Annotated in this window: 18 protein-coding genes and 1 riboswitch; of the genes, 14 read left to right on the plus strand and 4 right to left on the minus strand. The window is 32.4% G+C overall.

The genetic code is table 11. The features are described from left to right. Window positions 1-14 precede the first annotated feature (14 nt). A riboswitch (M-box (ykoK) riboswitch) is annotated at window positions 15-187 on the plus strand. Between the two features lie 383 nt (window positions 188-570). From mgtA to G314FT_RS06990, 3 genes are all read left to right on the plus strand, one after another. Continuing rightward, window positions 571-3,213: a magnesium-translocating P-type ATPase gene (mgtA, locus tag G314FT_RS06980; protein ID WP_257699869.1), complete on the plus strand. Its 2,643-nt coding sequence runs from the start codon at window positions 571-573 to the stop codon at window positions 3,211-3,213. A 137-nt stretch (window positions 3,214-3,350) separates the two neighbouring features. Then, window positions 3,351-3,728, plus strand: a complete 378-nt coding sequence (locus tag G314FT_RS06985) for a DUF1033 family protein (protein ID WP_257699870.1) — start codon at window positions 3,351-3,353, stop codon at window positions 3,726-3,728. Then, window positions 3,658-5,733 (plus strand): DNA topoisomerase 3, encoded by a 2,076-nt coding sequence (locus tag G314FT_RS06990; protein WP_257699872.1) that lies wholly within the window; start codon window positions 3,658-3,660, stop codon window positions 5,731-5,733. The genes G314FT_RS06985 and G314FT_RS06990 overlap by 71 nt, the downstream gene beginning before the upstream one ends. A gap of 52 nt (window positions 5,734-5,785) precedes the next feature. On the opposite strand, the gene G314FT_RS06995 is transcribed toward G314FT_RS06990, so the two are convergent. From G314FT_RS06995 to G314FT_RS07005, 3 genes are all read right to left on the minus strand, one after another. Then, window positions 5,786-6,523: an amino acid ABC transporter ATP-binding protein gene (locus tag G314FT_RS06995; RefSeq protein ID WP_257699873.1), complete on the minus strand. Its 738-nt coding sequence runs from the start codon at window positions 6,521-6,523 to the stop codon at window positions 5,786-5,788. Beyond that, window positions 6,524-7,969: an amino acid ABC transporter substrate-binding protein/permease gene (locus G314FT_RS07000; protein ID WP_257699874.1), complete on the minus strand. Its 1,446-nt coding sequence runs from the start codon at window positions 7,967-7,969 to the stop codon at window positions 6,524-6,526. It abuts the gene before it with no gap. Window positions 7,970-8,260: 291 nt separating this feature from the next. Beyond that, the gene (locus G314FT_RS07005) at window positions 8,261-8,629 is read right to left on the minus strand and encodes a YccF domain-containing protein (RefSeq protein WP_257699875.1); all 369 of its coding nucleotides are present in this window, start codon (window positions 8,627-8,629) and stop codon (window positions 8,261-8,263) included. A 134-nt stretch (window positions 8,630-8,763) separates the two neighbouring features. Here G314FT_RS07005 and G314FT_RS07010 point away from each other — a divergent pair, with 134 nt between their 5' ends. From G314FT_RS07010 to G314FT_RS07050, 9 genes are all read left to right on the plus strand, one after another. Next, the gene (locus G314FT_RS07010) at window positions 8,764-9,456 is read left to right on the plus strand and encodes a putative ABC transporter permease (protein ID WP_257702531.1); all 693 of its coding nucleotides are present in this window, start codon (window positions 8,764-8,766) and stop codon (window positions 9,454-9,456) included. A gap of 77 nt (window positions 9,457-9,533) precedes the next feature. Beyond that, window positions 9,534-9,998: a YehS family protein gene (locus G314FT_RS07015; RefSeq protein ID WP_257699882.1), complete on the plus strand. Its 465-nt coding sequence runs from the start codon at window positions 9,534-9,536 to the stop codon at window positions 9,996-9,998. Window positions 9,999-10,019: 21 nt separating this feature from the next. Beyond that, complete coding sequence (locus G314FT_RS07020; RefSeq protein WP_257699884.1) at window positions 10,020-10,472, plus strand: YaiI/YqxD family protein; 453 nt, start codon at window positions 10,020-10,022, stop codon at window positions 10,470-10,472. 143 nt (window positions 10,473-10,615) lie between these two features. Next, window positions 10,616-10,906 carry a SemiSWEET family transporter gene (locus G314FT_RS07025; RefSeq protein ID WP_257699890.1) on the plus strand — a complete coding sequence of 97 codons (291 nt, stop codon included), beginning with the start codon at window positions 10,616-10,618 and terminating at the stop codon, window positions 10,904-10,906. Between the two features lie 120 nt (window positions 10,907-11,026). Continuing rightward, window positions 11,027-11,671, plus strand: coding sequence for a trimeric intracellular cation channel family protein (locus G314FT_RS07030; RefSeq protein WP_257699892.1), 645 nt, complete (start codon window positions 11,027-11,029; stop codon window positions 11,669-11,671). A gap of 140 nt (window positions 11,672-11,811) precedes the next feature. Further along, on the plus strand, window positions 11,812-13,353 hold the full coding sequence (locus tag G314FT_RS07035) for an ABC-F family ATP-binding cassette domain-containing protein (protein ID WP_257699894.1): 1,542 nt from the start codon (window positions 11,812-11,814) through the stop codon (window positions 13,351-13,353). A gap of 414 nt (window positions 13,354-13,767) precedes the next feature. Then, window positions 13,768-14,817 carry a PTS sugar transporter subunit IIC gene (locus G314FT_RS07040; protein ID WP_257699896.1) on the plus strand — a complete coding sequence of 350 codons (1,050 nt, stop codon included), beginning with the start codon at window positions 13,768-13,770 and terminating at the stop codon, window positions 14,815-14,817. A gap of 407 nt (window positions 14,818-15,224) precedes the next feature. After that, window positions 15,225-16,166, plus strand: a complete 942-nt coding sequence (locus G314FT_RS07045) for a 2-dehydropantoate 2-reductase (protein ID WP_257699897.1) — start codon at window positions 15,225-15,227, stop codon at window positions 16,164-16,166. 167 nt (window positions 16,167-16,333) lie between these two features. Further along, entirely contained in the window at window positions 16,334-19,174 is a 2,841-nt protein-coding gene (locus tag G314FT_RS07050) for an endo-beta-N-acetylglucosaminidase (RefSeq protein ID WP_257699904.1), read from the plus strand. A gap of 33 nt (window positions 19,175-19,207) precedes the next feature. Here G314FT_RS07050 and G314FT_RS07055 read toward each other — a convergent pair whose 3' ends face one another. Continuing rightward, entirely contained in the window at window positions 19,208-19,768 is a 561-nt protein-coding gene (locus G314FT_RS07055; RefSeq protein ID WP_257699906.1) for a GNAT family N-acetyltransferase, read from the minus strand. A 333-nt stretch (window positions 19,769-20,101) separates the two neighbouring features. Between G314FT_RS07055 and G314FT_RS07060 the strand changes: the two genes are divergently transcribed. Continuing rightward, a complete protein-coding gene (locus G314FT_RS07060; protein ID WP_257699907.1) occupies window positions 20,102-22,429 on the plus strand; it encodes a WxL domain-containing protein in 2,328 nt (775 codons plus the stop codon). 75 nt (window positions 22,430-22,504) lie between these two features. Next, entirely contained in the window at window positions 22,505-23,560 is a 1,056-nt protein-coding gene (locus G314FT_RS07065) for a WxLIP family cell surface protein (RefSeq protein ID WP_257699909.1), read from the plus strand. Window positions 23,561-23,610 lie beyond the last annotated feature (50 nt).

Below are 23,610 nucleotides of genomic sequence, written 5' to 3' on the forward strand. Positions count from 1 at the left end.
TTTGTGTGTAAGAAAAATAGATTAGTTAGGTGAGGCTCCTATACAAACATAGGCTACTGCCCAAAAATGTCGAGAGACGCCAATGGGTATAACAGAGATGATCGATATAAGGTTTTCTTTAACGTAGCTAAAGTTCTTGGTAACTTTTACGTTGTATAGTGCTAAAACTCAACGATTGGATCTCACAAGTTTATTTAATGTGTCTTTATGCCTTTCGTCGAGTTTTTGGACGAAAGGCTTTTTCGCGTTTTTTAATCAATAAAAGGAGGATTAATTGTTTTTTTAAATCAGCATTCTTACAAAAATAACGAACAAAGGAGATGGAAACACATGGAAGATAGTAGTCACGGTCGAAGTTACAAGGGTCATGAAGAGTGGAAAATAAAAAGAGTTTATTATTGTCTATCTGTTTCTACCTCAGAAAGATAACTTGATAGCTTGTAGCCACTTCTCAACAGACCCCAATAATAAGGAGGAATACACATGATACATACAAACTTGAGTGGTATGCTCTTTTTTATGGTCGGGTGTTTCTTATGGATACAATTAGTGGGAAAGAAGGTTACTACAATGGAAAAAAAAGAAGCAGTAAACTACAAATTTTTTGCACAAACAAGCGTTGATAAATTATTTTCAACATTTAAAACAAGCCTTAGTGGAATAAATAATAATGAGGCAGAAGTATTAAGAGATGAATACGGTGAAAATGTTATTTCACATAAAAAGAAAACACCATTTATTGTAGAAGTATTAAAAGCATATTTTACACCGTTCACAACAGTACTATTAGCATTAGCTATTATTTCATTTATAACTGATTATGTGATTGTTCCAACAGATGAAAGAGATTTAACAGGAGTCTTAATCATTGTGGCAATGGTTGTTTTAAGTGGAACTATGACACTTATTCAATCAGTCAAATCAAACAATGCAGCTGAAAAGCTTAGTAATATGGTAAAAGTGACAGCAACTGTTTTAAGAAAAGGTGAAGAAGTTGAACTACCTATCGAAGAAATTGTGTGTGGCGACATTATTAAATTATCAGCAGGAGATATGTTACCAGCAGACGTTAGATTGATTCGTACAAAAGATTTATTCGTCTCTCAAGCAGCTATGACAGGTGAAAGTTATCCTGTTGAAAAAAAAGACACATTTAGTATGAGTCAAAAAGATGCTGAAACAGACTATGAGAATATTGCATTTATGGGTAGTAATGTTGTGAGTGGTAGTGCCATTGGATTAGTCATAGCAGTTGGAAATGGTACATTATTTGGTCAAATTGCCAAAGATGTGTCCGAAAAACACACGATTACTAGTTTTGATGTTGGCATTTCAAAGACATCTTGGTTATTAATTCGTTTTATGATGGTGATGGCTCCAACAGTATTTTTGATTAATGGTTTAACAAAAGGTGACTGGTTAGAAGCATTTCTATTTGGTTTATCTGTTGCAGTTGGATTAACACCTGAAATGTTACCAATGATTGTGACAACTAACCTTGTAAAAGGTGCCTCAACAATGGCAAAAAAAGGTACTATCATCAAAAATTTAAACTCCATTCAAAATTTTGGTGCTATCGATGTGTTGTGTACAGATAAAACTGGAACATTAACACAAGACAAAATCATTCTAGAGTATCACTTGGACGTAGATGGAAAAGAAGATGACAGAGTTTTAAGGCATGCATTCTTTAATAGCTATTATCAAACAGGATTGAAAAACTTAATGGATAAAGCCATTATTGAATCAGCAGAAGAAGAATTAAACATGAATGTTAATGCGTATAAAAAAGTGGATGAAATTCCATTTGATTTTCAACGTCGTCGCATGAGCGTTGTGATTGAAGATGCATTTGGCAAAACGCAAATGATTACAAAAGGTGCCGTTGAAGAGATGCTTGAAGTATCAAGTTATGTTGACTACCGTGGTAGTGTGGTTCCTTTAACAGAAGACATCAAATCAACGATTCTAAAAACAGTCGATGAATTAAATGAGGACGGATTACGTGTGATTGCGGTCGCTCAAAAAACAAATCCAAGTGTGGTTGGTGAGTTTTCAGTAAAAGACGAAAGCGACATGGTATTAATTGGTTACCTTGCTTTCCTTGATCCACCAAAAGAAACAACAAAAGACGCTTTAAAAGCACTAAAAGAACATGGTGTTGGTGTTAAAGTATTAACAGGGGACAATGCTTTAGTCACTAAATCTGTTTGTAAACAAGTCGGATTAGAAGATGAAGAATTAATTACAGGAACTGAAATTTCTCGCATGAATGATGTTGAGTTGAAAGTGATTGCAGAAAAATTTAATATTTTCGTTAAGCTAACACCATCTCAAAAAACACGTTTAGTCCGTGTATTACGTGAAGCTGGGCATACAGTTGGTTTTATGGGTGATGGTATTAACGACGCACCAGCAATGAAAGAAGCAGATGTGGGAATATCTGTTGATACAGCCGTTGATATTGCTAAAGAAAGTGCAGATGTGATTTTGCTAGAAAAAGATTTAATGGTTCTAGAACGAGGTATCCTTGCAGGTCGTACAACATTTGGTAATATTATGAAATATGTCAAAATGACAGCTAGTTCAAACTTCGGTAATATGTTCTCAGTTGTTGTGGCAAGTATCTTCTTACCATTTTTACCAATGTTACCCTTACAATTACTATTTTTAAATTTGATTTATGATATTTCTTGTATGTCTATTCCTTGGGATAATATGGATGATGAGTATTTAGAAGAACCAAAAAAATGGGATGCTACACGCATTGGGTCATTTATGAAATGGCTTGGACCTACCAGTTCAGTGTTTGATATTACAACGTATGCTTTAATGTATTTTGTGATTTGTCCAGCAGTTGTGGGTGGTTCATATCATACATTAGGTGCTGAACAACAAGCGTTATTTATTGCAGTATTTCATGCAGGGTGGTTTGTTGAATCGTTATGGTCTCAAACACTAGTTATTCATACATTAAGAACACCAAAATTACCATTTATTCAAAGTAGAGCATCATTTATTTTAACAACGATTACGTCAATTGGTATTGCGATAGGTTCATTCTTACCATTTACAGCATTTGGTCAAGATTTAGGATTAATGCCATTGCCAGGAGAGTACTGGGGGTATCTAGCGCTTACGATTGTGGCCTACTTAATGCTAGTAATGGTGATAAAAAAAATCTATGTTAAACGTTTTGGGGAACTGTTATAATAATATTTTGAAAAGAAGCAAGTGAAAACTTGTTTCTTTTTTTTTTACACGCTAAAATAGATAAGTCGTAATATTTGTCAATTTAGACATTTTCACATAGTCTATAAGTAAAATGTAAAAGAAGGGTGGATAATTAGATGTATCAAGTTATTCAGACTTATAGTGAAGATGAGCCTTGGTGGTTTTTTGAAGAATGGGAAAAAAATATAAAATCAGAAGTGGTATTTGATAAGTTTCATGATGCAGAAAATGAATTCATGAAACAATATGATGACTTAAAAGAGCAATATGAAGAAGTAAAGTGCAAAAATCCTTATTTAGTCGCTTTTTGGAATGATGAAGAGTTTGTTTATTGCGAAGACTGTGATGATGATTTACAGGCATATAAAGGATTAATGCTTGTAAGTAACTACAAAAAAATTGATTTAGGAGATAATAATTTAGATGAAGCAATTGGTAATAGCAGAAAAACCAAGTGTTGCCAGAGATTTAGCAAAAGTACTAGGGGCAACTAAAAAAACAAAGAATTATATTGAAGGAGATAAAGTGATTATCACTTGGGCATTAGGTCATTTACTGGGCTTAAAAATGCCGGAAGACTATAATAAAGATTGGGCAGAGTGGAATATGAATACTCTACCTATGATTCCTAAACGTGTGGGGATTAAACCACTTCCTAAGACAAGACCACAATTAAAAGCCATTAGTCAATTAGCCAATCGAAAAGATGTATCTGAAGCAATTATAGCAACTGATGCAGGACGTGAAGGAGAGCTAGTTGCACGTTGGATTTTACAATATGTTAAATTTAAAAAACCTGTGAAGCGTTTATGGATTTCATCTCAAACAGATAAAGCCATTAAACAAGGATTTAAACAATTAAGACCAAGTAAAGAGTATGATAATTTATATTATTCAGCTGTCGCTCGTGCTGAAGCAGATTGGTTAGTAGGACTTAATGTTACACGTGCTTTAACAGTGAAATATAAAGATAGTTTATCAGCAGGTCGTGTTCAAACGCCAACACTTGCAATGGTTAGACAACAAGAAGAAGTTATTGAGAAATTTAAGCCAGAGACTTACTTTACATTAGATGCAGAGTATGATGGAGTGGTTGGCCATTTGGAATTAAAAAACCCACGTCAATTTAAGAAGCGTGAAGATTTGGAAACATTAGTCACTTCTTTTGATGGTAAATCATTAGTAGTAGATGATATAAAGGTGAAAGAAAAAACAGAGCACGCACCACTTCCATATGATTTAACAGAAATTCAACGTGAGGCCAATCAACGTTATCAATTTTCAGCTAAAAAAACGTTATCGATTATTCAACGACTTTATGAAATTCATAAAGTGGTTACTTATCCAAGAACAGATTCAAAACATTTAACGACTGATATGAAATCAACGATGAAAGAACGTTTGATTGCAGTGACACAAATGTCACCAGAACTAGTAAAACGTTTAGTTAAAGATGGAGCAGTAGTAAAACAGCAAAACGTATTCCAAAATGCAAAAGTGACCGATCATCATGGTTTGATTCCAACTGAACAATCAGCTCGACTTGAAAAATTAGATAATGATGAAATGAAAATCTATCGTATGATTGTGGAACGTTTCCTAGGACTATTTTTACCGCCATATAAAGTGTCTGTTGAAACAATTAGTACCAAAGTAGAACAATCAATTTTTATCTTTAAACAACAACGTGTCCTTGAGATGGGGTGGAGACAATCAGAAAATGTTGCAAAACAGTCTGTTGTATTTAAAAAAAGAATGGCGATTAAAGCAATTTATAAAATAAATAAACAACTAACAACACCTCCTAATCCCTTGTCAGAAGGAACGCTTTTAGGTAAGATGGAGAAACATAATCTAGGAACACCTGCAACACGTGCCGAGATTATAGAGAAGCTAATTAGTTCAGATTTAATTGAACGCCAAACTCATCGCTTAGTCGTGACGGCAAAAGGAAAACAATTATTACAGTTGGTTAATCCATCCCTTGTAACGCCAGAGTTAACACAAAAATGGGAACTGTCTTTAGAAAAAATAGCGAATGGTCAATTAAAACATCAATCTTTTATTAAAGATATTGAAAAAGAAACCACTCGTTTGGTTAAAGAGATTAAAATGAGTGAAGAAAAGTATGTGGATCATTCATTAACTAATAAAACATGCCCAGATTGTGGTAGTCAATTAAAAGAAAAAAATACACGAGATGGTAAAATTTATGTATGTAGTAGTGAAACCTGTCACTACAAACGTCGTAAAGATCCAAAGATATCCAATAAACGATGCCCACAATGTAAGAAAAAAATGATGATTTTAGAGAATAAGAATGGAGCATATTTCAAGTGTGGTGGCTGTCAATACACAGAAAAAATGCAAAAGGGCTCTAAAGGTAAGAAAAAAATCTCGAAACATGAAGAGAAAAAATTAATTAAGAAATATAATCAAACTGAAGAAATGGAAAGTCCATTAGCATTAGCATTAAAAGCAGCAATGAAAGAGGAATAAACAAAAAAAGGAATGACACAAGGTTTAATCGCCTTACTGTCATTCCTTTTTCTCATATGTTTAATACTTTGTTTAAGAAATCTTTTGTTCGTTCATGTTGAGGGTGTTCAAAGACTTGTTCTGGTGAGCCGTCTTCTAAGAAATTACCGCCATCTATGAACATTACCCGATTAGCTACTTCTTTAGCAAATCCCATTTCGTGGGTTACAATTACCATCGTCATTCCTTGGTTAGCTAATTCTTTCATAACGTTCAATACATCTCCAACCATCTCTGGGTCAAGAGCAGATGTTGGTTCATCAAAGAGCATAATATCAGGATTCATGGCTAATGCTCTAGCAATGGCGACACGCTGTTTTTGTCCACCTGATAAAGAGTCTGGATAGCTATCTTTTTTATCAGCTAAACCAACTGATTCAAGTAAACTAATTGCTTTTTCATTTGCTTCAGCTTTAGATAATTTACCCAAGTCAACAGGAGCAAGGGTTACATTTTCTAAAATGGTTAAATGAGGAAATAAATTGAAGTGTTGGAAAACCATCCCAATATGCTGACGTACTTTATTGATATTAGTATTTTTATCAGTTAGATTTGTACCATCAACAATAATATTTCCACTAGTAATTTCTTCCAATTGGTTTAAACAGCGAAGAAATGTACTTTTACCTGATCCAGATGGACCGATAATACAAACAACATCACCTTTTTTAATTGATACATTGATATCGTTTAGTACCGTGTGCTCATCATACTTTTTAACCAAATGTTCCACTAAAATTTTTTCAGCCATTTATTTCACCTTCTTTTCTAAAACTTTTGCTAATTTAGTTAGTGTTGTAATTAAAATTAAATAAATCAATGCGATTGTAAAGTAAACCATTGTACTTTGTAAATTCCTTGCTACGATAATCTTTCCAGCTTGTAATAATTCGATTAATCCAATGGCAGATAAAATTGTGGTATCTTTTAAAGAAATAACAAATTGATTAACAAATGATGGAATCATAATTTTAATTGCTTGTGGTAGTATAATTTTTTGCATCGCACGGTGGTAAGAAAGCCCTAGACTTCGAGAGGCTTCCATTTGACCGACAGGTACGGCATTAATACCTCCACGGACAATTTCAGATAGATAAGCACTGGAGTTAAGAGTTAAAGTAATGATACCAGCTAAAAAGACAGGAATATTAAAACCTAGTATACCTGGCATACCAAAGTAAATAAAGAAGGCTAGTACCATTAGCGGAATACCACGGATAATGTCAACATAGATTGTGGCAATGATTCTTAAAGCTTTAGAGGGAGAGACGCTAAATAATCCAATAATAATCCCAATAATTAAAGCTAAAATAAATGAGATTAAAGTTAATTTAATGGTCATCCATAATCCGTTTAATAAGCTTTTCCAGTTATTTTTAATCATACCAGCAAAACTTGTTTCATCTACTGCAGTTTCTTCAGTGCTTGTATCTTTACCTGATGAAATGTATTTGTTGATAATTTTATCGTACTCACCAGACGCTTTTAGATTTTTTAAACCTGCATTGAATTTTTCTAATAATTCTTGATTTTGTCCTTTTTTAACAGCAAATCCATAAGCACTACCTGTTTCTTTTTCGCCAACTAATTCTAATGCTTGCCCATTTGTAATGGCATATCCAAGTACTGGATAATCGTCAAAAATGGCGACTGTTTCACCGTTTTCTAGAGATTTGTAAAGGCCAGTTGCATCATCAAAATTTTTAATTGTGTAGCCATATTTTTTTTGGTTTTTTTCTAAGAAAGCAGCACTTTCGGTTCCAACTTTGGCAGCAACCGTTTTGCCTTTTAAATCATTATAACTTTTGATAGAGGTATTTCCTTTTTTAACAGCCATTGAAATACCACTATCAAAATAAGGATCTGAGAAATCAAATGATTTTTTTCTCTCGTCTGTGATGCTCATACCAGCTACCATACCATCGACTTGTTTCGATTGAACAGCTTGTACAGCACTATCAAATCCTAGAGGCTTTAAATCTACTTTAAATCCTTGATCTTTTGCGATAGCATTTATTAAATCAACATCAATCCCTATATAAGTTCCACTAGAATTTTGGTATTCAAAAGGAGCGAACGTTAAGTCAGTCCCAATTGTATAAGTTTTTTCTTCTGCTTTTACGTTAACTCCGAAAGCTAGGATAATTATTGAAGTTAATAAAGCAATGAATGAAAATAAAGAATATTTATTTTTCATGAAGGTTCTCCTTTTTTTCTGTTTTTTTCATTATAGTTTAAAAAAATAGAAAAATACAAGCTTTATGTTAGATTATCTTACATAAAGCTTGTGCTTTTTACAAAAAATATTAAAAAACGGTTTGGTTTTTTAACTATTATTCTTTGTTTTCAGTTGGACTTAACTTTTCATGGAATTTTAATAGCCGACTAAACTAATGTGGTTTAGCAAATTCAACTTCAAGGATTGCATGTAGCAGGTGTGTTGTTCATAGAAGCAACCATTAAGAGTAAATATTATAGCAGATATTTGTTATCTTTTATAAACAACTTGTGCACCAAAAGGCATTAAGGCTAGTCTGGCTAATTTAAATGATTGTTTACCAAAAGGAATTCCGATAATAGTAATGCAGAGAAGAATGCCACTGATAGCATGCATCATAGCTAAAGGAACTCCTGAAATAAGTAACCAAAAAATATCGACAACAATGGATAGACCACTGCCTATATAGATAACTTTCTTATTAAAAGGCCAAAAGGAAAGTCCCGCTATTTTAAAACATTGGAGGCCGATGGGGATGCCAATAATGGTTATACACCAAATACAACCGGTTAAAAACCATGAAAAACCTCCAATAAAGCCTCCAAAAATAAACCAAATAATATTACCAAAAAATGTCATAATAAGTCTTCTTTCTATGTTAAATTCTATTAATAGAAGCATTTATTCTATCATCATGATAGAATGTAGTTAATCGATTATAACATAGAGAGATAATGTAAACAAAAGGGGATTTGATTGTGGAAAAAATATTTATGACGTTTATTACGTATGCCATCATAGGGTGGTTATGGGAGAGTGTATACTGTTCTTTTAAAGCACGTCATTTCGTTTATCGTGGTTTTTTATTAGGACCTTATTGTCCAGTTTATGGTTTTGGAGTGACAGCTGTCTTACTTTTAGTACCAGATAAATCTGGTACGTTATTAAATCTTTATTTTAATTCAGTGGTTATTGTGACAATTATCGAATATATCACAAGTTGGTTACTTGAAAAATTGTTTAATATGTCCTTGTGGGATTATAAAAATGTTCCATTTAATATTGAAGGGCGTGTAGCCGTACCAGTATCAATGTTTTGGGGAGTCGGATGTTTATTTTTAATTAAAGTAATCAATCCAATTGTTCAAGATGGGATTAATCAATTTTCTGATATGACCCATAATATTGGACCAATTCTATTGTTTATTATATTTGTGACGGATGTAGTAACGACACTCAGCTTTACTGCAACAACTAAAAAAGAAGTGGCCGCCTCCATTGATACCAGTGACTCAGAAAATGCTTCTATTAAAGAATATAGATTAAAGCATCTATTGGAAAATAAAGAATCTGACCATAATAGACTGAGAGTATTGCATGATTTAAAGAATAGACCTTTAAAATTAAGACATCATAATCTAAATCGTTTACTTAAAAATTATCCAAATTTGAAGTTAAAAAAATAGGTTTCGACCTATTTTTTTATGCTTATAAGTGAATGGGCTATGTTATAATGGTTCTATTACATAAAAAGAGGTATGGTATGAATAACAATGATCGGTTAACACGTTTAAGATATGCGCTTGATATTAAAGATAACGATATGGTCGAACTTTTTTCTTTAGGTGGGGTGACTGTCACAAAAGAAGAATATTTATCGATGCTAAATAAAATTGATGATGACTTATATGAAAATATGTTAGAAGATGAAATGTTTGAACGTTTTTTAAACGGTATGATTATTTCGCAGCGTGGGAAAAAAGATGATGAAAAAGTTGTTTATGAGTTGCACGAGGGAAACGCGAATAATGTCTTTTTGAAAAAAATTAAAATAGCCTTGTCGTTAACAACAGATGATATGCTTCACTATTTAGATGAAGCAGGGGTAAGTGTTTCAAAAAGTGAATTGAGTGCTTTTTTACGAAAAGAAGGACATCGAAACTATAAAGTATGTGGTGATAACTATACAAGACATTTTTTAAAAGGCTTAATGACAGATTATAGATAATGATTATTTAGGAGGTGACATATGCGTTTTGTCATAGATGGAGATGGTTCTCCAGTAAAGAATGAAGTGATTGCTTTGGGAGAAGCATATAATATTCCAGTTGTTATCGTGACAAGTATTGATCACTATACGAATAAAATTTATCCAGAATTTATTGAGTTTATTTATGTAGATAAAGGAAGCGATAGTGCAGATTATCGTATTGTAAAAGAGGTAGAAGATGATGATGTTATTATTACACAAGATTATGGGTTAGCTTCTTTGTTGTTAACAAAATCAGTACGAGTGTTTCATCATAGTGGTCAAGAATACACCACACAGACAATTGATACCTTATTAAATCAACGTTTTATTGGCAGTCAAATGCGTAAAGCGGGGAAAAAAACCAAAGGACCTAAAGTGTTTACACAAAAAGATAAAGACGTTTTCATAGAAAAAATGATTAAAATTATTAATTATGAAAAACAGACATAGTTATAACGCATAAACCTATTAAGCAATTGGTTAGTAGGTTTTATTTTTAGAATAGCTATTAATTAACCTATTTTTCAAATTATGTTATCCTACTATATAAGAAGATTCTTGAAAAAATGATATTTAAATAGGAGGAATAATCAATGAGTGACAGTAAATCTGTCAAAAAAAGTGAGCCACAATCGAAAATGATAAAATATATTAGTTGGATTGCGACAGTGACTGCTATTTTAATGTATGTCTCATACATCCCTCAAATTGGAAATAATTTAGCTGGTGATAAAGGAAGTCCTATCCAACCATTAGTCGCGGCTATTAACTGTACGCTATGGGTGGTATATGGTTTTTTTAAAAATCCTAGAGACTGGCCACTTGTTTTAGCTAATTTTCCTGGTATTATTTTTGGGTTGATTACATTTTTGACTGCATTATAGTAAAAAACTTAGATTAAACCAAAAAATTTAAAAATTGACGTAAATTTGCCTTGAAGTAGTTATAATATGAAAAGAGTCTATGACTTATTTAGGATTAAACTGTTTCAGGGGGTTGGAACAATGGATATTTTAGAAGTAACAAGTATCATTGGGACGATTGCTTTTTCGTTATCTGGAGCACTTGTTGCCATAGAGGAGAAATATGATTTATTGGGTATCACCGTTTTAGGTTTTGTCACGGCATTTGGTGGAGGTGCTTTAAGAAATTTAATATTAGGCTTATCAATGGAAATTTTTTGGAGTCAGACTATTTTGTTTTATGTTTCGTTTGCGACTATTGGTATTGTGTATTTATTTCCTAAAAAACTATCATCTATGAGAACATTAGAATTAATTTCTGATGCGATAGGTTTAGCAGCGTTTAGTATTCAAGGTGCTTTGCACGGGTTAGGTATTAATGGTCATATTGGACCTGTTATTATGGCAGCATTATTAACAGGAACTGGTGGAGGGCTAATACGTGATATACTAGCAGGTAAAAAACCAAGTGTACTATGTGCTGAAATATATGGTAGTTGGTCTATTTTGATTGCAATCTTACTTTATGTTTATCGACCAACGCATTCATTAGTGTATCTTTTTATTATTGCATTGACAGTGTTGTTAAGGGTAGTTGGTTTAACATATGATTGGAATTTACCTAAGTCAAAATTTAATAATCATGATGATGATAATAGTCATCCATCACTAAAAATTGACTTATAACCAATTGCATGATATATTTTACTGATAATATAGACTAAAGATGTTAGATAGAATCATAAAGTGTTAGGTAGAAAACAATTGATTGATTTTTCAATTGTTTTCTTTTTTTATGATGATTTTAGTAAAAAGGAGATTCAACCGTGAGTATTTTAGAAATTGATGATTTGAAGTATGAATTACCAGATAAAATGTTGTATGAGAATGGTTCACTTCGTTTAAATAAAGGTGAGCACCTTGGGTTAACAGGAAAAAATGGGGCAGGAAAATCTACCCTGTTAAAAATGATTCAAGGAGAAATTATGCCAGATGAAGGACGAATTGTGTGGCAAAATAATATTATGATTTCTTATTTGGAGCAACAGCTAACCTTTAGTGAAGGTGACACAATGTTTGATTATTTAAAACAAGCATTTAGTCATTTATATAAAATTAGTGATGAAATCCAAGAGATGTATGAAGAATATGCGACAACGTATGATGATGAGTTACTTGAAATAATTGGTAAAAAGCAAGAGAAATTAGAAGCCAGTGATTTCTATTCAATAGAAACACAAATTGAACAAGTTGCCAATGGGCTAGGACTAACTGCAATTGGTTTGGATAAAGAAGTGGCTAAGTTAAGTGGTGGGCAACGATCGAAAGTCAGCTTGGCAAAATTATTACTAGAAAAAGCTGATGTATTTCTATTAGATGAACCGACAAACTACCTGGACGTTTCACATATTGAATGGTTATCAGATTATTTAAACCAATTAGATAGCACGTATATTGTTATTTCTCATGATAGAGACTTTTTAAATAAAGTAACGACATGTATTTGTGATATTGATTACCATACGTTGACGAAATACAATGGTAATCTAGAAGCTGCGATGAAACAAAAACAAGCGAAAGCAGAACAGCACCAACGTGATTATGAAAAACAACAAAAAGAAATTGATAAATTGGAAGCTTACGTTAGAAAGTATAAAGCCGGAAGTCGTTCGAATATGGCGAAAAGTCGTGAAAAACAATTAAGTAAAATTGATAGACTGGCTGCTCCACCAAGTGGTAAACCAGGTAAATTTGAATTTCCGTATGAAATGAGTCATAGTCATTTAGTTCTTGAAACAAATGATTTATCAGTAGGGTACGAGTTTCCTCTACTAGAAAATATTAATTTTAGACTTCATAAGGGTGAAAAAATTGCGATTAAAGGATTTAATGGGATTGGAAAATCAACCTTATTAAAAACGTTAATCGGTGAGATTGATAGACTATCAGGCACAATTGAAATCAGTAATGATGTGAAAATTAATTATTTTTCACAAGATTTAAATTGGGAACACCCAAATCAGTCAGCAATTGATTGGTTACAAGTTGTTCATCCAAAACTATCTAATAAAGAAGTACGTAGGGTTCTTTCTAAAAGTGGCATTAATGATGATAATATGAGTAAACCTTTATCCCAACTTAGTGGGGGAGAGCAGTGTAAAGTGAAATTGTGTCACTTGACTTTAATCAAGAGTAACTTATTAGTACTTGATGAACCAACCAACCATTTGGATCAACAAAGTAAAGATGCATTAAAAGAAACACTAAATCAATTTGAAGGAACGGTTTTACTTGTTTCTCATGAGATGGATTTTTTAGAAGATTTAGTAGATCAAGTTTATGATGTTGCGTTAGGAAAAATGATATAAAAAGTAAGTCCTCGAGAAATCGAGGTCTTTTTTTGTTTTCAAAAAAGTAAAAGGTTTAGCATAAATGTAAAATAGTCAATAAAATTTAAGAATAAGAGATACAATAATATCAAAGGTATCTAATAAACAAAATATATTGTATAAAAAAGATAGTAGATTTCAAACTACGAATATGATAAACTTATGTCTATCAATTGATTACAGAATTCTGGATGGTCAACAAATTAGGGCTTGTTTAAAAGATGTTAAAATAAATTTTTCATCTGGATCAAATAGTTATTGGGTTTAGTTTAACCTACCAAACGCTATGGATAAAGATAGATTTCTTGAGATAATCAGGATGTCTCATTATTTTATTTAAGTAAGTGAAATTTTTCCCAAACTATAAAAATAATATTAATAGGAGTTTTTGATATGACGAAAACAGAGACAACAAAACTAACCCCGCGCCTGTTTCTTAATAAGGTTTTAGCTGGTACAGCTCAGGGTACAATTATTGCATTAATTCCAAATGCTGTACTGGGTGCAATTCTAAAGTATTTTTCTCAATATGATATTATACAAATGATTATTCATGCTGGATTAATTTTCCAATTAGCAACCCCATTAATCATAGGAGCGTTAATTGCTCATCAATTTGGTTTAACTCCAACAAAAATGATGATTGCTGGAGGTGCTGCTTTTGCGGGTTCAGGTGTTATTAAATTTAATACAGATATCAATTCTTATGTAGGAGCAGGTACTGGAGACATTATCAATATTATGATCACTGCGTCGGTCGCTGTATTGATGATGTTATACATTGGAAGTAAATTTGGTTCAGTTGAAATTATTGCCATGCCAATTGTTGTAGGTGTAGGTGCTGGTTTAATAGGTATGATAGCTTATCCATTTGTAACACAAATTACAGTTGCCATTGGAAAATTAATTAATAATTTTACTGATTTCCAACCAATTGTGATGAGTATTTTAATTGCCTGTTCTTTTGCCACACTGATTATTTCTCCAATTACAACAGTAGGGATTGGACTTGCTATCGGGTTAAACGGTGTATCAGCTGGTGCAGCTGCTATGGGAATAGCAGCTACAACGATTGTATTAGTTATTAATTCATGGAAAACCAATGAATCAGGTGTAACTTTAGCCATTGCATTAGGTGGAATGAAAATGATGATGCCTAACTTATTTAAATACCCAATTATTTTAGTACCGGTGTTATTTACAGCAATTATTTCTGCTATTCCAGTGGCTTTGCTAAATATTTCTGGAATACCTCAATCAGCTGGGTTTGGGCTAGTTGGGTTAGTTGGACCACTTGCTTCACTTGATTCAGGATTAAATATTATTCTATTAATCATATGTTGGTTTGTTGTTCCAATTGCAGCAGGACTTCTGTCAAAATTTATTTTTGAAAAAGTATTCAAACTTTATGACAGTAAAGTAGTGTTCGCGTATCAAGGTTAGTTTCCTTTAAGAGTTTGGAAGGATTAAGGGATATTAAAACCTTTATTACACTAAGTTCAATTAGAAATGATTAGATAGAATTGTTTTTTTATAGATTATGGATTAACACTTGTAAACAATCATCTTGTAAAAAAGTCTAGTTTATATTCAAAAAAACGATTTTTTCTAATAATAAATGGCATCATTATATGGTTAGTTGATAAGGATAAAGTAGGCTCTTTTTAAAGGTTTAACAGTAATGTATTAGGAGATAACTCAATATATTATATGGATTTGTTTACAAAATTGCTATAAAAGGATGTCTTATCAAGTAATATTTAAAACATAAGATAAAAAGATGATATTGTAAACGATTTATATTGATAGTACTATAAACAATGGTAAATAATTAATTGGAGGAATTATAGATGAATATAGTTATTGCAGGTGCAGGAGCAATGGGAAGTCGTTTTGGTATTATGTTAAAACAGGCAGGAGAAAATGTGATTTTAGTTGATGGTTGGCAACAACACATTGACGAGATTAATCAAAATGGATTAAAAGCTAATTTCAATGGTCAAGATGTAACAGAAGTCATTCCTGCATATAATCAAAATGATTTATCAGATGTTGATTTCTCAGCAGATTTAGTTATTTTATTTACAAAAGCAATGCAACTAGATAAAATGCTTCAATCACTTGATAACATGTTAGGCAAAGATACAATTGTATTATGCTTATTAAATGGTATCGGTCATGAAGATGTGATTAAAAAATATGTTGATTATGACAATATTCTACTAGGTAATACAATGTGGACAGCTGGAATGGAAGGACCAGGTAAAGTGACGTTATTTGGTAATGGAAGTATTGATTTACAAAATTTAGGTGAAGGCAAAGAAGATATGGCTCAGAATATAGCAGACGTCTTAACTAATGCAGACCTAAATGCTAGGGTATCTCAAGATATTTTAACGTCAATTTATCGAAAAGCATGTGTAAATGGTACGATGAATGGGCTTTGTACTATTTTAGATTCTAATATGGCAGATTTTGGTGATACATCAAGTGCTAATACAATCATTAAAAAAATTGTTTCTGAATTTTTAGCGGTTGCTCGTGTTGAAAATGTTTTTTTAGATGAAGAAGCTGTTATTGAACAAATCAATGGTTGTTTTAATAGAGAGACTATTGGTTTGCACCATCCTTCAATGTATCAAGATTTAGTTATTAATAATCGTTTAACAGAAATTGATTACATTAATGGTGCAATTGTTCGTAAAGGAAAAGAATATGGTATAGAAACGCCTTATTGCGAATTTTTAACTTTATTAATTCATTCCAAAGAAGAAATTGTTAGAGCAAAATAAAAGACATCACAGTTTAAATTTTATGCGAACACATAAAATTTAAACTGTGTTTTTTTATCGAATATTATATAGTTTGTTTAGTCAAAACTTTAATTTGTTCATTAAAACTTCTTTATGTAAGCGTTATTATGGTGTTGGGAATAAATATAATATTCGGGGGAATAATAATGAATAAAAAACGCATGACACAATCGTCAATGATTTTGATGTTAATGTCGACAGGTTTAGTCATATCTGGGTGTTCCAATAGTAAATCAGCCAATGATTTTGTCTATTCAGAAACACCATCAAGTAAAATAGATCGTGGAATGGATAACCAACCAGAATCTTCTTATTGGTTCCCGGAAGATTTTTTAGCGTGGGATTTTAACAATGATCCAGATGCAAAGTATAATGTTAGTAACATACCTTTAGCAAAAAGAGTAGATAAAAAAGAGTTAACACCTTCTAATGATATTCAAGACAAACAAACAAAAGTAGTTGCGTTATCTATTATGAATAGTAGTACTAGTGGAAATTCACCTTTTGGTATTAACACGTTTGATGCGAATGTCTTTTCTTATTGGCAATATATTGATCAGTTAGTATATTGGGGTGGCTCCTCAGGTGAAGGGATTATTGTTCCACCTAGTCCAGATGTCATAGATGCCTCTCATAAAAACGGCGTACCAGTTCTAGGAACAATTTTTTTCCCACAAACAGAGCATGGCGGAAAAATTGAATGGTTAGAAGAATTTTTACAAAAAGATGACAGCGGTCATTTCCCAGCAGTTGATAAGATGATTGAAGTTGCTGAAACATATGGTTTTGACGGCTGGTTTATCAATCAAGAAACAGATAATCTTGTGACCAGTTTTGATGATGTAAAAGACGGAAAAGAAACAGAAGAATCAACAGAAGAGGGTCTAACAAAAGAACATGCCACTTTAATGATGGAGTTAATTAAAGAATTTAAAGAAACAGCACCAGAAACATTAGATATTATGTGGTATGATTCGATGACATCTGAAGGAAAAATGGATTGGCAAAATGCTTTAACAGATGCAAATAAATCGTATCTTGTTGATAGTGAAATGAATCCATTATCTGATTCTATGTTTTTAAATTTTTGGTGGAATACAGAAAAATTTGCCAAAGATGAACTATTAAAAGAATCAAACATTAAAGCCCAAAAAGAAGGAATTGATCCTTACTCACTATATGCTGGAATTGACGTTCAGGAAAATGGTTACTCAACACCTGTTAAATGGGATTTATTTATGAATGAAAAAGGAAAACCTTACACATCACTAGGTCTTTATGTTCCTAGTTGGACTTATGCTTCAACCGATAACCCTGATGATTTCCAAATGAAAGAAAATATTTTCTGGGTGAACTCTCAATCAGATCCAAGACAAGCCACATTACCAAAAGAGGGCGAATGGCCTGGTATTTCGACTTTTTCTATCGAGCAAACGGCTATTACTAGTGTGCCATTTAAAACGAATTTTAATCTAGGAAATGGATATAACTATTTTATTGACGGAGAAAAAGTTTCTAGTAGAAATTGGAACAATCGAAGTCTACAAGATATCATGCCAACATATCGTTGGGAGATAGATTATGGTAAAGGAAATGATGGCAGCATGTCGATTGACTATGCGGATGCTTATAATGGAGGAAACTCACTAAAATATCGTGGAAATATGAAGAAAAATGCAACCAATAATATTCATTTATATCGAACTAATATGACTATAGATAAAAATAATGTAATATCTACAACGGCTAAAGCCAATGAAGAAACAGAATTAAATCTAGTTGCAACATTAAAAGATGGTAAAAAACAAGTTCTTAGTCCAAATGGGGCAATTAAAGAAGATTGGACGCGTGTGACTTACGACACAGACAAGCTAGTTGGAAAAACGATTACTGATATTTCTTATGAGTGGAAAACAACATCAGATGCTCCTGATTATGAGTTTAAATTAGGTGAACTTTCTGTGTTACCTAAAGAAGAAAAATCAGTGATGGATATTAAAAAGTTATCGATAGAAGATGCCATATTTGATGAGGAAGAAAGTAATTTTGCTGGCGTACGTTTATCGTGGGAATCAGATAAAATTGATGGATTAAGTCACTATGATATTTATCAAGTGAATGATGACAAATCTCGTTCATTTATTGGAGCAACCCTGTCATCAACTCACTATATTAATGCGTTAGAAAGAGTAGGAGAATCCAATAAAACAACACTCGAAGTTGTGCCAGTTGATGTGTTTGGTAAAAGAGGAAAACAAACAGAAACAGTTGTTCTTGAATGGCCGGATAATAGTTTACCAAAAGCAGATTTTACTGCTTCACAAACATTAATTGCACCAGGACAAGAAGTAACATTTACTAACCAATCAACAGATAATACTGATGAAATCATTTGGGAATTTGAAGGTGGCGACATAAAATCTAGTACCAAAGAAAATCCCATTGTAACCTTTGATAAAGAGGGAAGTTATAAAGTTAAATTAACAGCTAAAAATAAATCTGGTGAATCAGTGATGGAACAAGAAAAATTCATCGTCGTGAGTGAAAAAGTAAAAGATGAGCTTGAAAAATTATCAACAAAAGACAGTCACGTTGAAGCGTCATCGTTTATTAATGATGGTGAAGCTCCGCAATTTGTTTTAGACGGCAATTTAGAGACAAAATGGTGTGCAGTTGGATCAGCTCCACATGATATTATTATTGATTTAGGAGCAGTTAAAACAGTAAGCCAAGTAAATATATTCCATGCTGAAGCTGGTGGCGAAAGTCCTGATATGAACTCAAAAGCTTATAAAATTGAAGTCAGTGAAGATGGAAAAGAATACAAACAAGTGAAACGTGTGATTAGCAACACAGCTAGCGAAACAATAGATACATTTGCACCGGTTAAAGCACAATATGTTCGTCTCACTCTAGACAAACCTAGCCAAGGTGCAGACTCAGCTGCTAGAATTTACGGTATTGATATTTTGGGAATTAAGGAATAGTATTTTAAAAAGATTAACCTTTTAAAATGAAGGTTAATCTTTTTTTGTATTTAAATATTCAGATTTTAATAAACTGTATTTGTTTAAATTAACAAAGTGATTTTGTCTAAAAATATCTTCTCTTTCAATACCGTCCAAGTGAAATCCAACTTTTTTAGCAACTTGATTACTCGCTACATTAGTTTCTTCAGCCAGTATAACTAACTTGTTTAAGTCTAAATTTGTAAAGGCAATGTCAATGAGACAATTTACACAGTCACTCATGATACCTTTTCCAGTATAGTCAGAGTCCAGCCAGTATCCAATTTCAGCTTTTTTATGAGTTTTATTTATATTATGTAAATCAATACAACCAATGATTTTTGTATTGGTTATAATAAATAAAACCAGTTCTTTTTGTTCAGACTCTTGTTTTATAGAATGAGTAATAAAATGTTCGCTATCTTTTACAACGTTAGTAAGTGCAACAAAATCAAGAAATGTTTCTAAATGTTTTTGATTTTTTCTAATAAGGAGAAAAAATTCTTCAGCCATATGGATATCTGGTTTAACTAAATCAATCGACGAGTTTACGGGTAGCTTAAAATAAAACAAGTATTATCACATCCTAAGAGTTTTTTAGATTATATCATGTTTATAAGAGGGATATATAAAATAACAAGAAAAATTTTTTTACTATATGTTAATTAGACATATTAATTTTTTCTCTCTCTTTTTTTGTTGATATGAGTAATTTTTACTTTAATAACCGAATGAGTAACGTTGTAAAAGCGTTATTAAAACATAATGTTCGTTTTATAACCGAACCTTTTAAGGTATAAATCTTATATATGTTAAACTTTACATATTTTTTACAAAAAATTTACAATTCAAACTTATACTTTAATTAGTCAGTAAAATAACTGATGATGAAAAGGAGAGAAAAAAATGAAAAAGTCTAGGTTCACCTCGCGTTTGTTGGTAGTTTTTGCAAGCGCAATGTTATTTTCTGTTTCTGTTGGAGCAGAAACAGCACTGGACAAAGCACCAGAGATAAATGCTTCAAGTGTAACAGTTAATAACAAAAAAGTGTTATTTGATAACACGCATGGCCAAACAGCTGGAGCAGCTGACTGGGTTATAGATGGAGCATTTTCAGATTTTGCAAACGCTTTATCAGAAAAAGGGTATTTTGTGAAAGAGTTAAGAAAAACAACACCTATTACTCTAGATGATTTAAAAGAGTATGATGTGTTTGTTTTACCTGAGGCAAACATTCCATATAAAATCGGTGAACAACAAGCTATTGCAGATTATGTTAGCCAAGGTGGAGCTGTTTTTTATATAGCCGATCATTATAATGCAGATCGAAATAAAAATCGTATTGATTCAAGCGAAGCGTTTAATGGGTATCGACGTGGTGCTTATCAAGATATGACAAAAGACATGACAACTGAAGAAAAAAATTCAGAAGTGATGAAAGACGTTAAAAGCAGTGATTGGCTAAGCGATACATTTGGTATTCGTTTTAGATACAATGCACTAGACAATATTAATAATAAAACACAAGAATGGATTATCGAAGACGCATTTGGTATTACAGAAGGTGTAAAAAAAGTAGGGCTTCATGCTGGAAGTACTTTAGCAATCACTGATAACACTCGTGCCAAAGGATTGATTTATCCGCCAAAAGGATTAACAAGTGCCAATAAATGGGGGCATGCTGTTGATGAAGGTGTTTACAACAATGGAGGGATTGAAGAAGGCCCTTATGTTGCCATTAGTAAACGCGGGAATGGTAAAGCTGCCTTTTTAGGTGACACCTCTTTAGTTGAAGATGCATCGCCTAAATATTTAAGAGAAGAAAATGGAAAATCGAAAAAAACATATGATGGTTTTAAAGAAGCCGATGATGCAAAGATTTTGATGCAATTAGTCGACTGGTTATCAAAACAAGAAACGTATAAAACATTTACAGAAAGTGGCACAGTATTATCTGAAATCACCAAAATCCATGATTATGAAGTACCAGAAAATACAACAGAACCACAAGATGAGCCATGGGCAGCACCACAAGCTAATTATAAATGGTTTGATTCTAAAACATTTGCACCAGGGAGTTTTGGTTCGGCTGAAAAAGCACAAGCACAACCGTCGACATCAGTTGTCTTTGCTGACAAACCAGTAGCAAATAAATTAAATAAAGCAACGATTAAGATGGAAGGGTTAAAACCAAATTCAGTCGTATCTGATTATCAATTTGGCGTCTACACTCCAACTGCTCAAAATGGATTTGAACTTGGAAATCAAGTTGCGAAAACAAAAGTTGCTGATAAAGCATTAAGCGAAAAAATAGGTTATTCTGAAAAATTCTCTGTATCTGCTGATGATAAAGGTATTGCTAGTATAGAAGTTGAGTATTTAGTTGAGTTTGAAGGAGAGTATAACTTCCGAGTGAAACTTGGTAAAAATAATGTGTTAACACAAAGTATCACTATTTTAAATGACACAACAGAAGTACCAGCACCTCAACCAGAGGAAGAGAATAAAACATTAGACTATAGTGTCATTGGGCAAATTCAGTTTAAAAAATCAGATGATGCCGTAAAACCAGTGGACCCTGAAAACCCAAATGAACCACAAACACCACTTAATCCTGATGGGACTGAAACTAAACCAGGTACTGGTGGATTATTATCTGTTGATTATGCATCAAGCTTTTCTTTTGGCCAACCAACGATTGAGCCGACATTAAAAAACTATGGGGCATTTGCTCAACGGTTTAAAGGAACGGATGCTTTACGTGGAAACTATGTTCAAGTAACAGATAAACGCGGGACACAATCAGGATGGGTATTACAGATTGTACAAGATAATCAGTTTAAATCATCAACAAATGATGAATTGACTGGAGCAAAGTTAACTTTAGGAAATGGTCAATTGAATTCACCAAATATGTTGCAAGATGGTTATGACGTGAAAACAATACCACAACATTTAGCGCATCCATTAAAAGCGACTGATGCCACTTTATCTGGGGGATTAGAATTAATTCCAGGACAAAGTCAAATTATTTTAAAAGCAAATAAAGGTCAAGGAATGGGAACGTGGGTATTGTCTTATGGTCAAAGTAAAGACAATAATATAGGCCAATTAAACGCAAATGATGCTAGTCAATCATCTGTTATTTTAACTGTTCCAAGTACGGCAAATCCAAAAGAAACAGTGTATCAATCAAATATTACTTATAAATTATCAATGGTTCCAACACCATAAGGTCAAATGTTAGTCGATAGACTAGAAAAACACTAGTCTGTCGATTTTTATGTTTATTAATTAAGGAGAATGAAGATGAAAAATGTACGAAAAATTGGTTATATAATGGTATTATTTGTTTTGATAAATATGTCGTTTTCAATTGTAACATACGCCAATCAAGTCGGATTTTCAGTAGCACCAGTATTACCGTCTAATCAGATTGATAAAGAAAGTGGGTATTTTCATATTCAATTAAAAGCAGGAAATAAGCAACAATTAAGCGTTGAATTGAAAAATCATACAGAGAAAGAAATGGTCTTAAAAACATCAGTTGCAAGTGCAACGACGAATATCAATGGCGTGATTGATTATAGTCCAACAAAAAATAAAGTTGACGAGACATTACCGATAAATTTATCAAAGCAAATAACAGTAGATAAAGCAATTACTTTATCCCCTAAAGAAGAAAAAATAGTGTCAGTTAAAGTGAGCATGCCAAATAAAGATATTCCAGGAGTTATAGCTAGTGGTATCTCTTTTGAAGAAGAGGGGAATGTTAAATCGAGTCAATTATCTAGTCAAACAACGGTTAATAATAAGTTTTCTTATGTACTAGCGTTGTTAATGCAACAGTCAGCCAGTATCGAGACACAACCTGAGTTAAAGTTAGGAAAAGTTAAAGCGATGGAACTGAATACTAAAACAAGTGTATCAGCACCTATTAGAAATTTATCTTCAGCTTATTTAAATCAGGTAACGATTAAGAGTACGTTAACAAAAAAAGGAAGTAGCGAGCCTTATTATGAATATAAAAAAGAACAAATGCAGATTGCCCCTAATTCTATTTTTGAGTTTCCGACCTTTTTAAATGGTAAGAAATTAGAAGATGGAGAGTATCTTTATAAAGCAGTGGTTAGTGGGGTGACAGGAGAATTAAATAAAGAAGAGCAAGAACAATTAGAATGGGTTTTAACAGATACGATAAATATTGACCGAAAACAAGCTAAGGAACTAAATGAATTAGATGATTTAGTCACCGATAAAAACGTCGGACTAAATAAGTGGTTAGTTTTAGCAGTTGGTTTAAATGTCCTTCTAGTATTAGCGTTTGTTAGTTATTTTTTGTTTGTTAAGCAAAGAAATAAGTAAATCAGACTAATTTTTTTGAAATTTAATTATTTTATGGTAGGATACCAACA

The sequence above is a fragment of the Vagococcus luciliae genome (assembly GCF_024637875.1).
GTDB classification, from domain to species: Bacteria; Bacillota; Bacilli; order Lactobacillales; family Vagococcaceae; genus Vagococcus; species Vagococcus luciliae.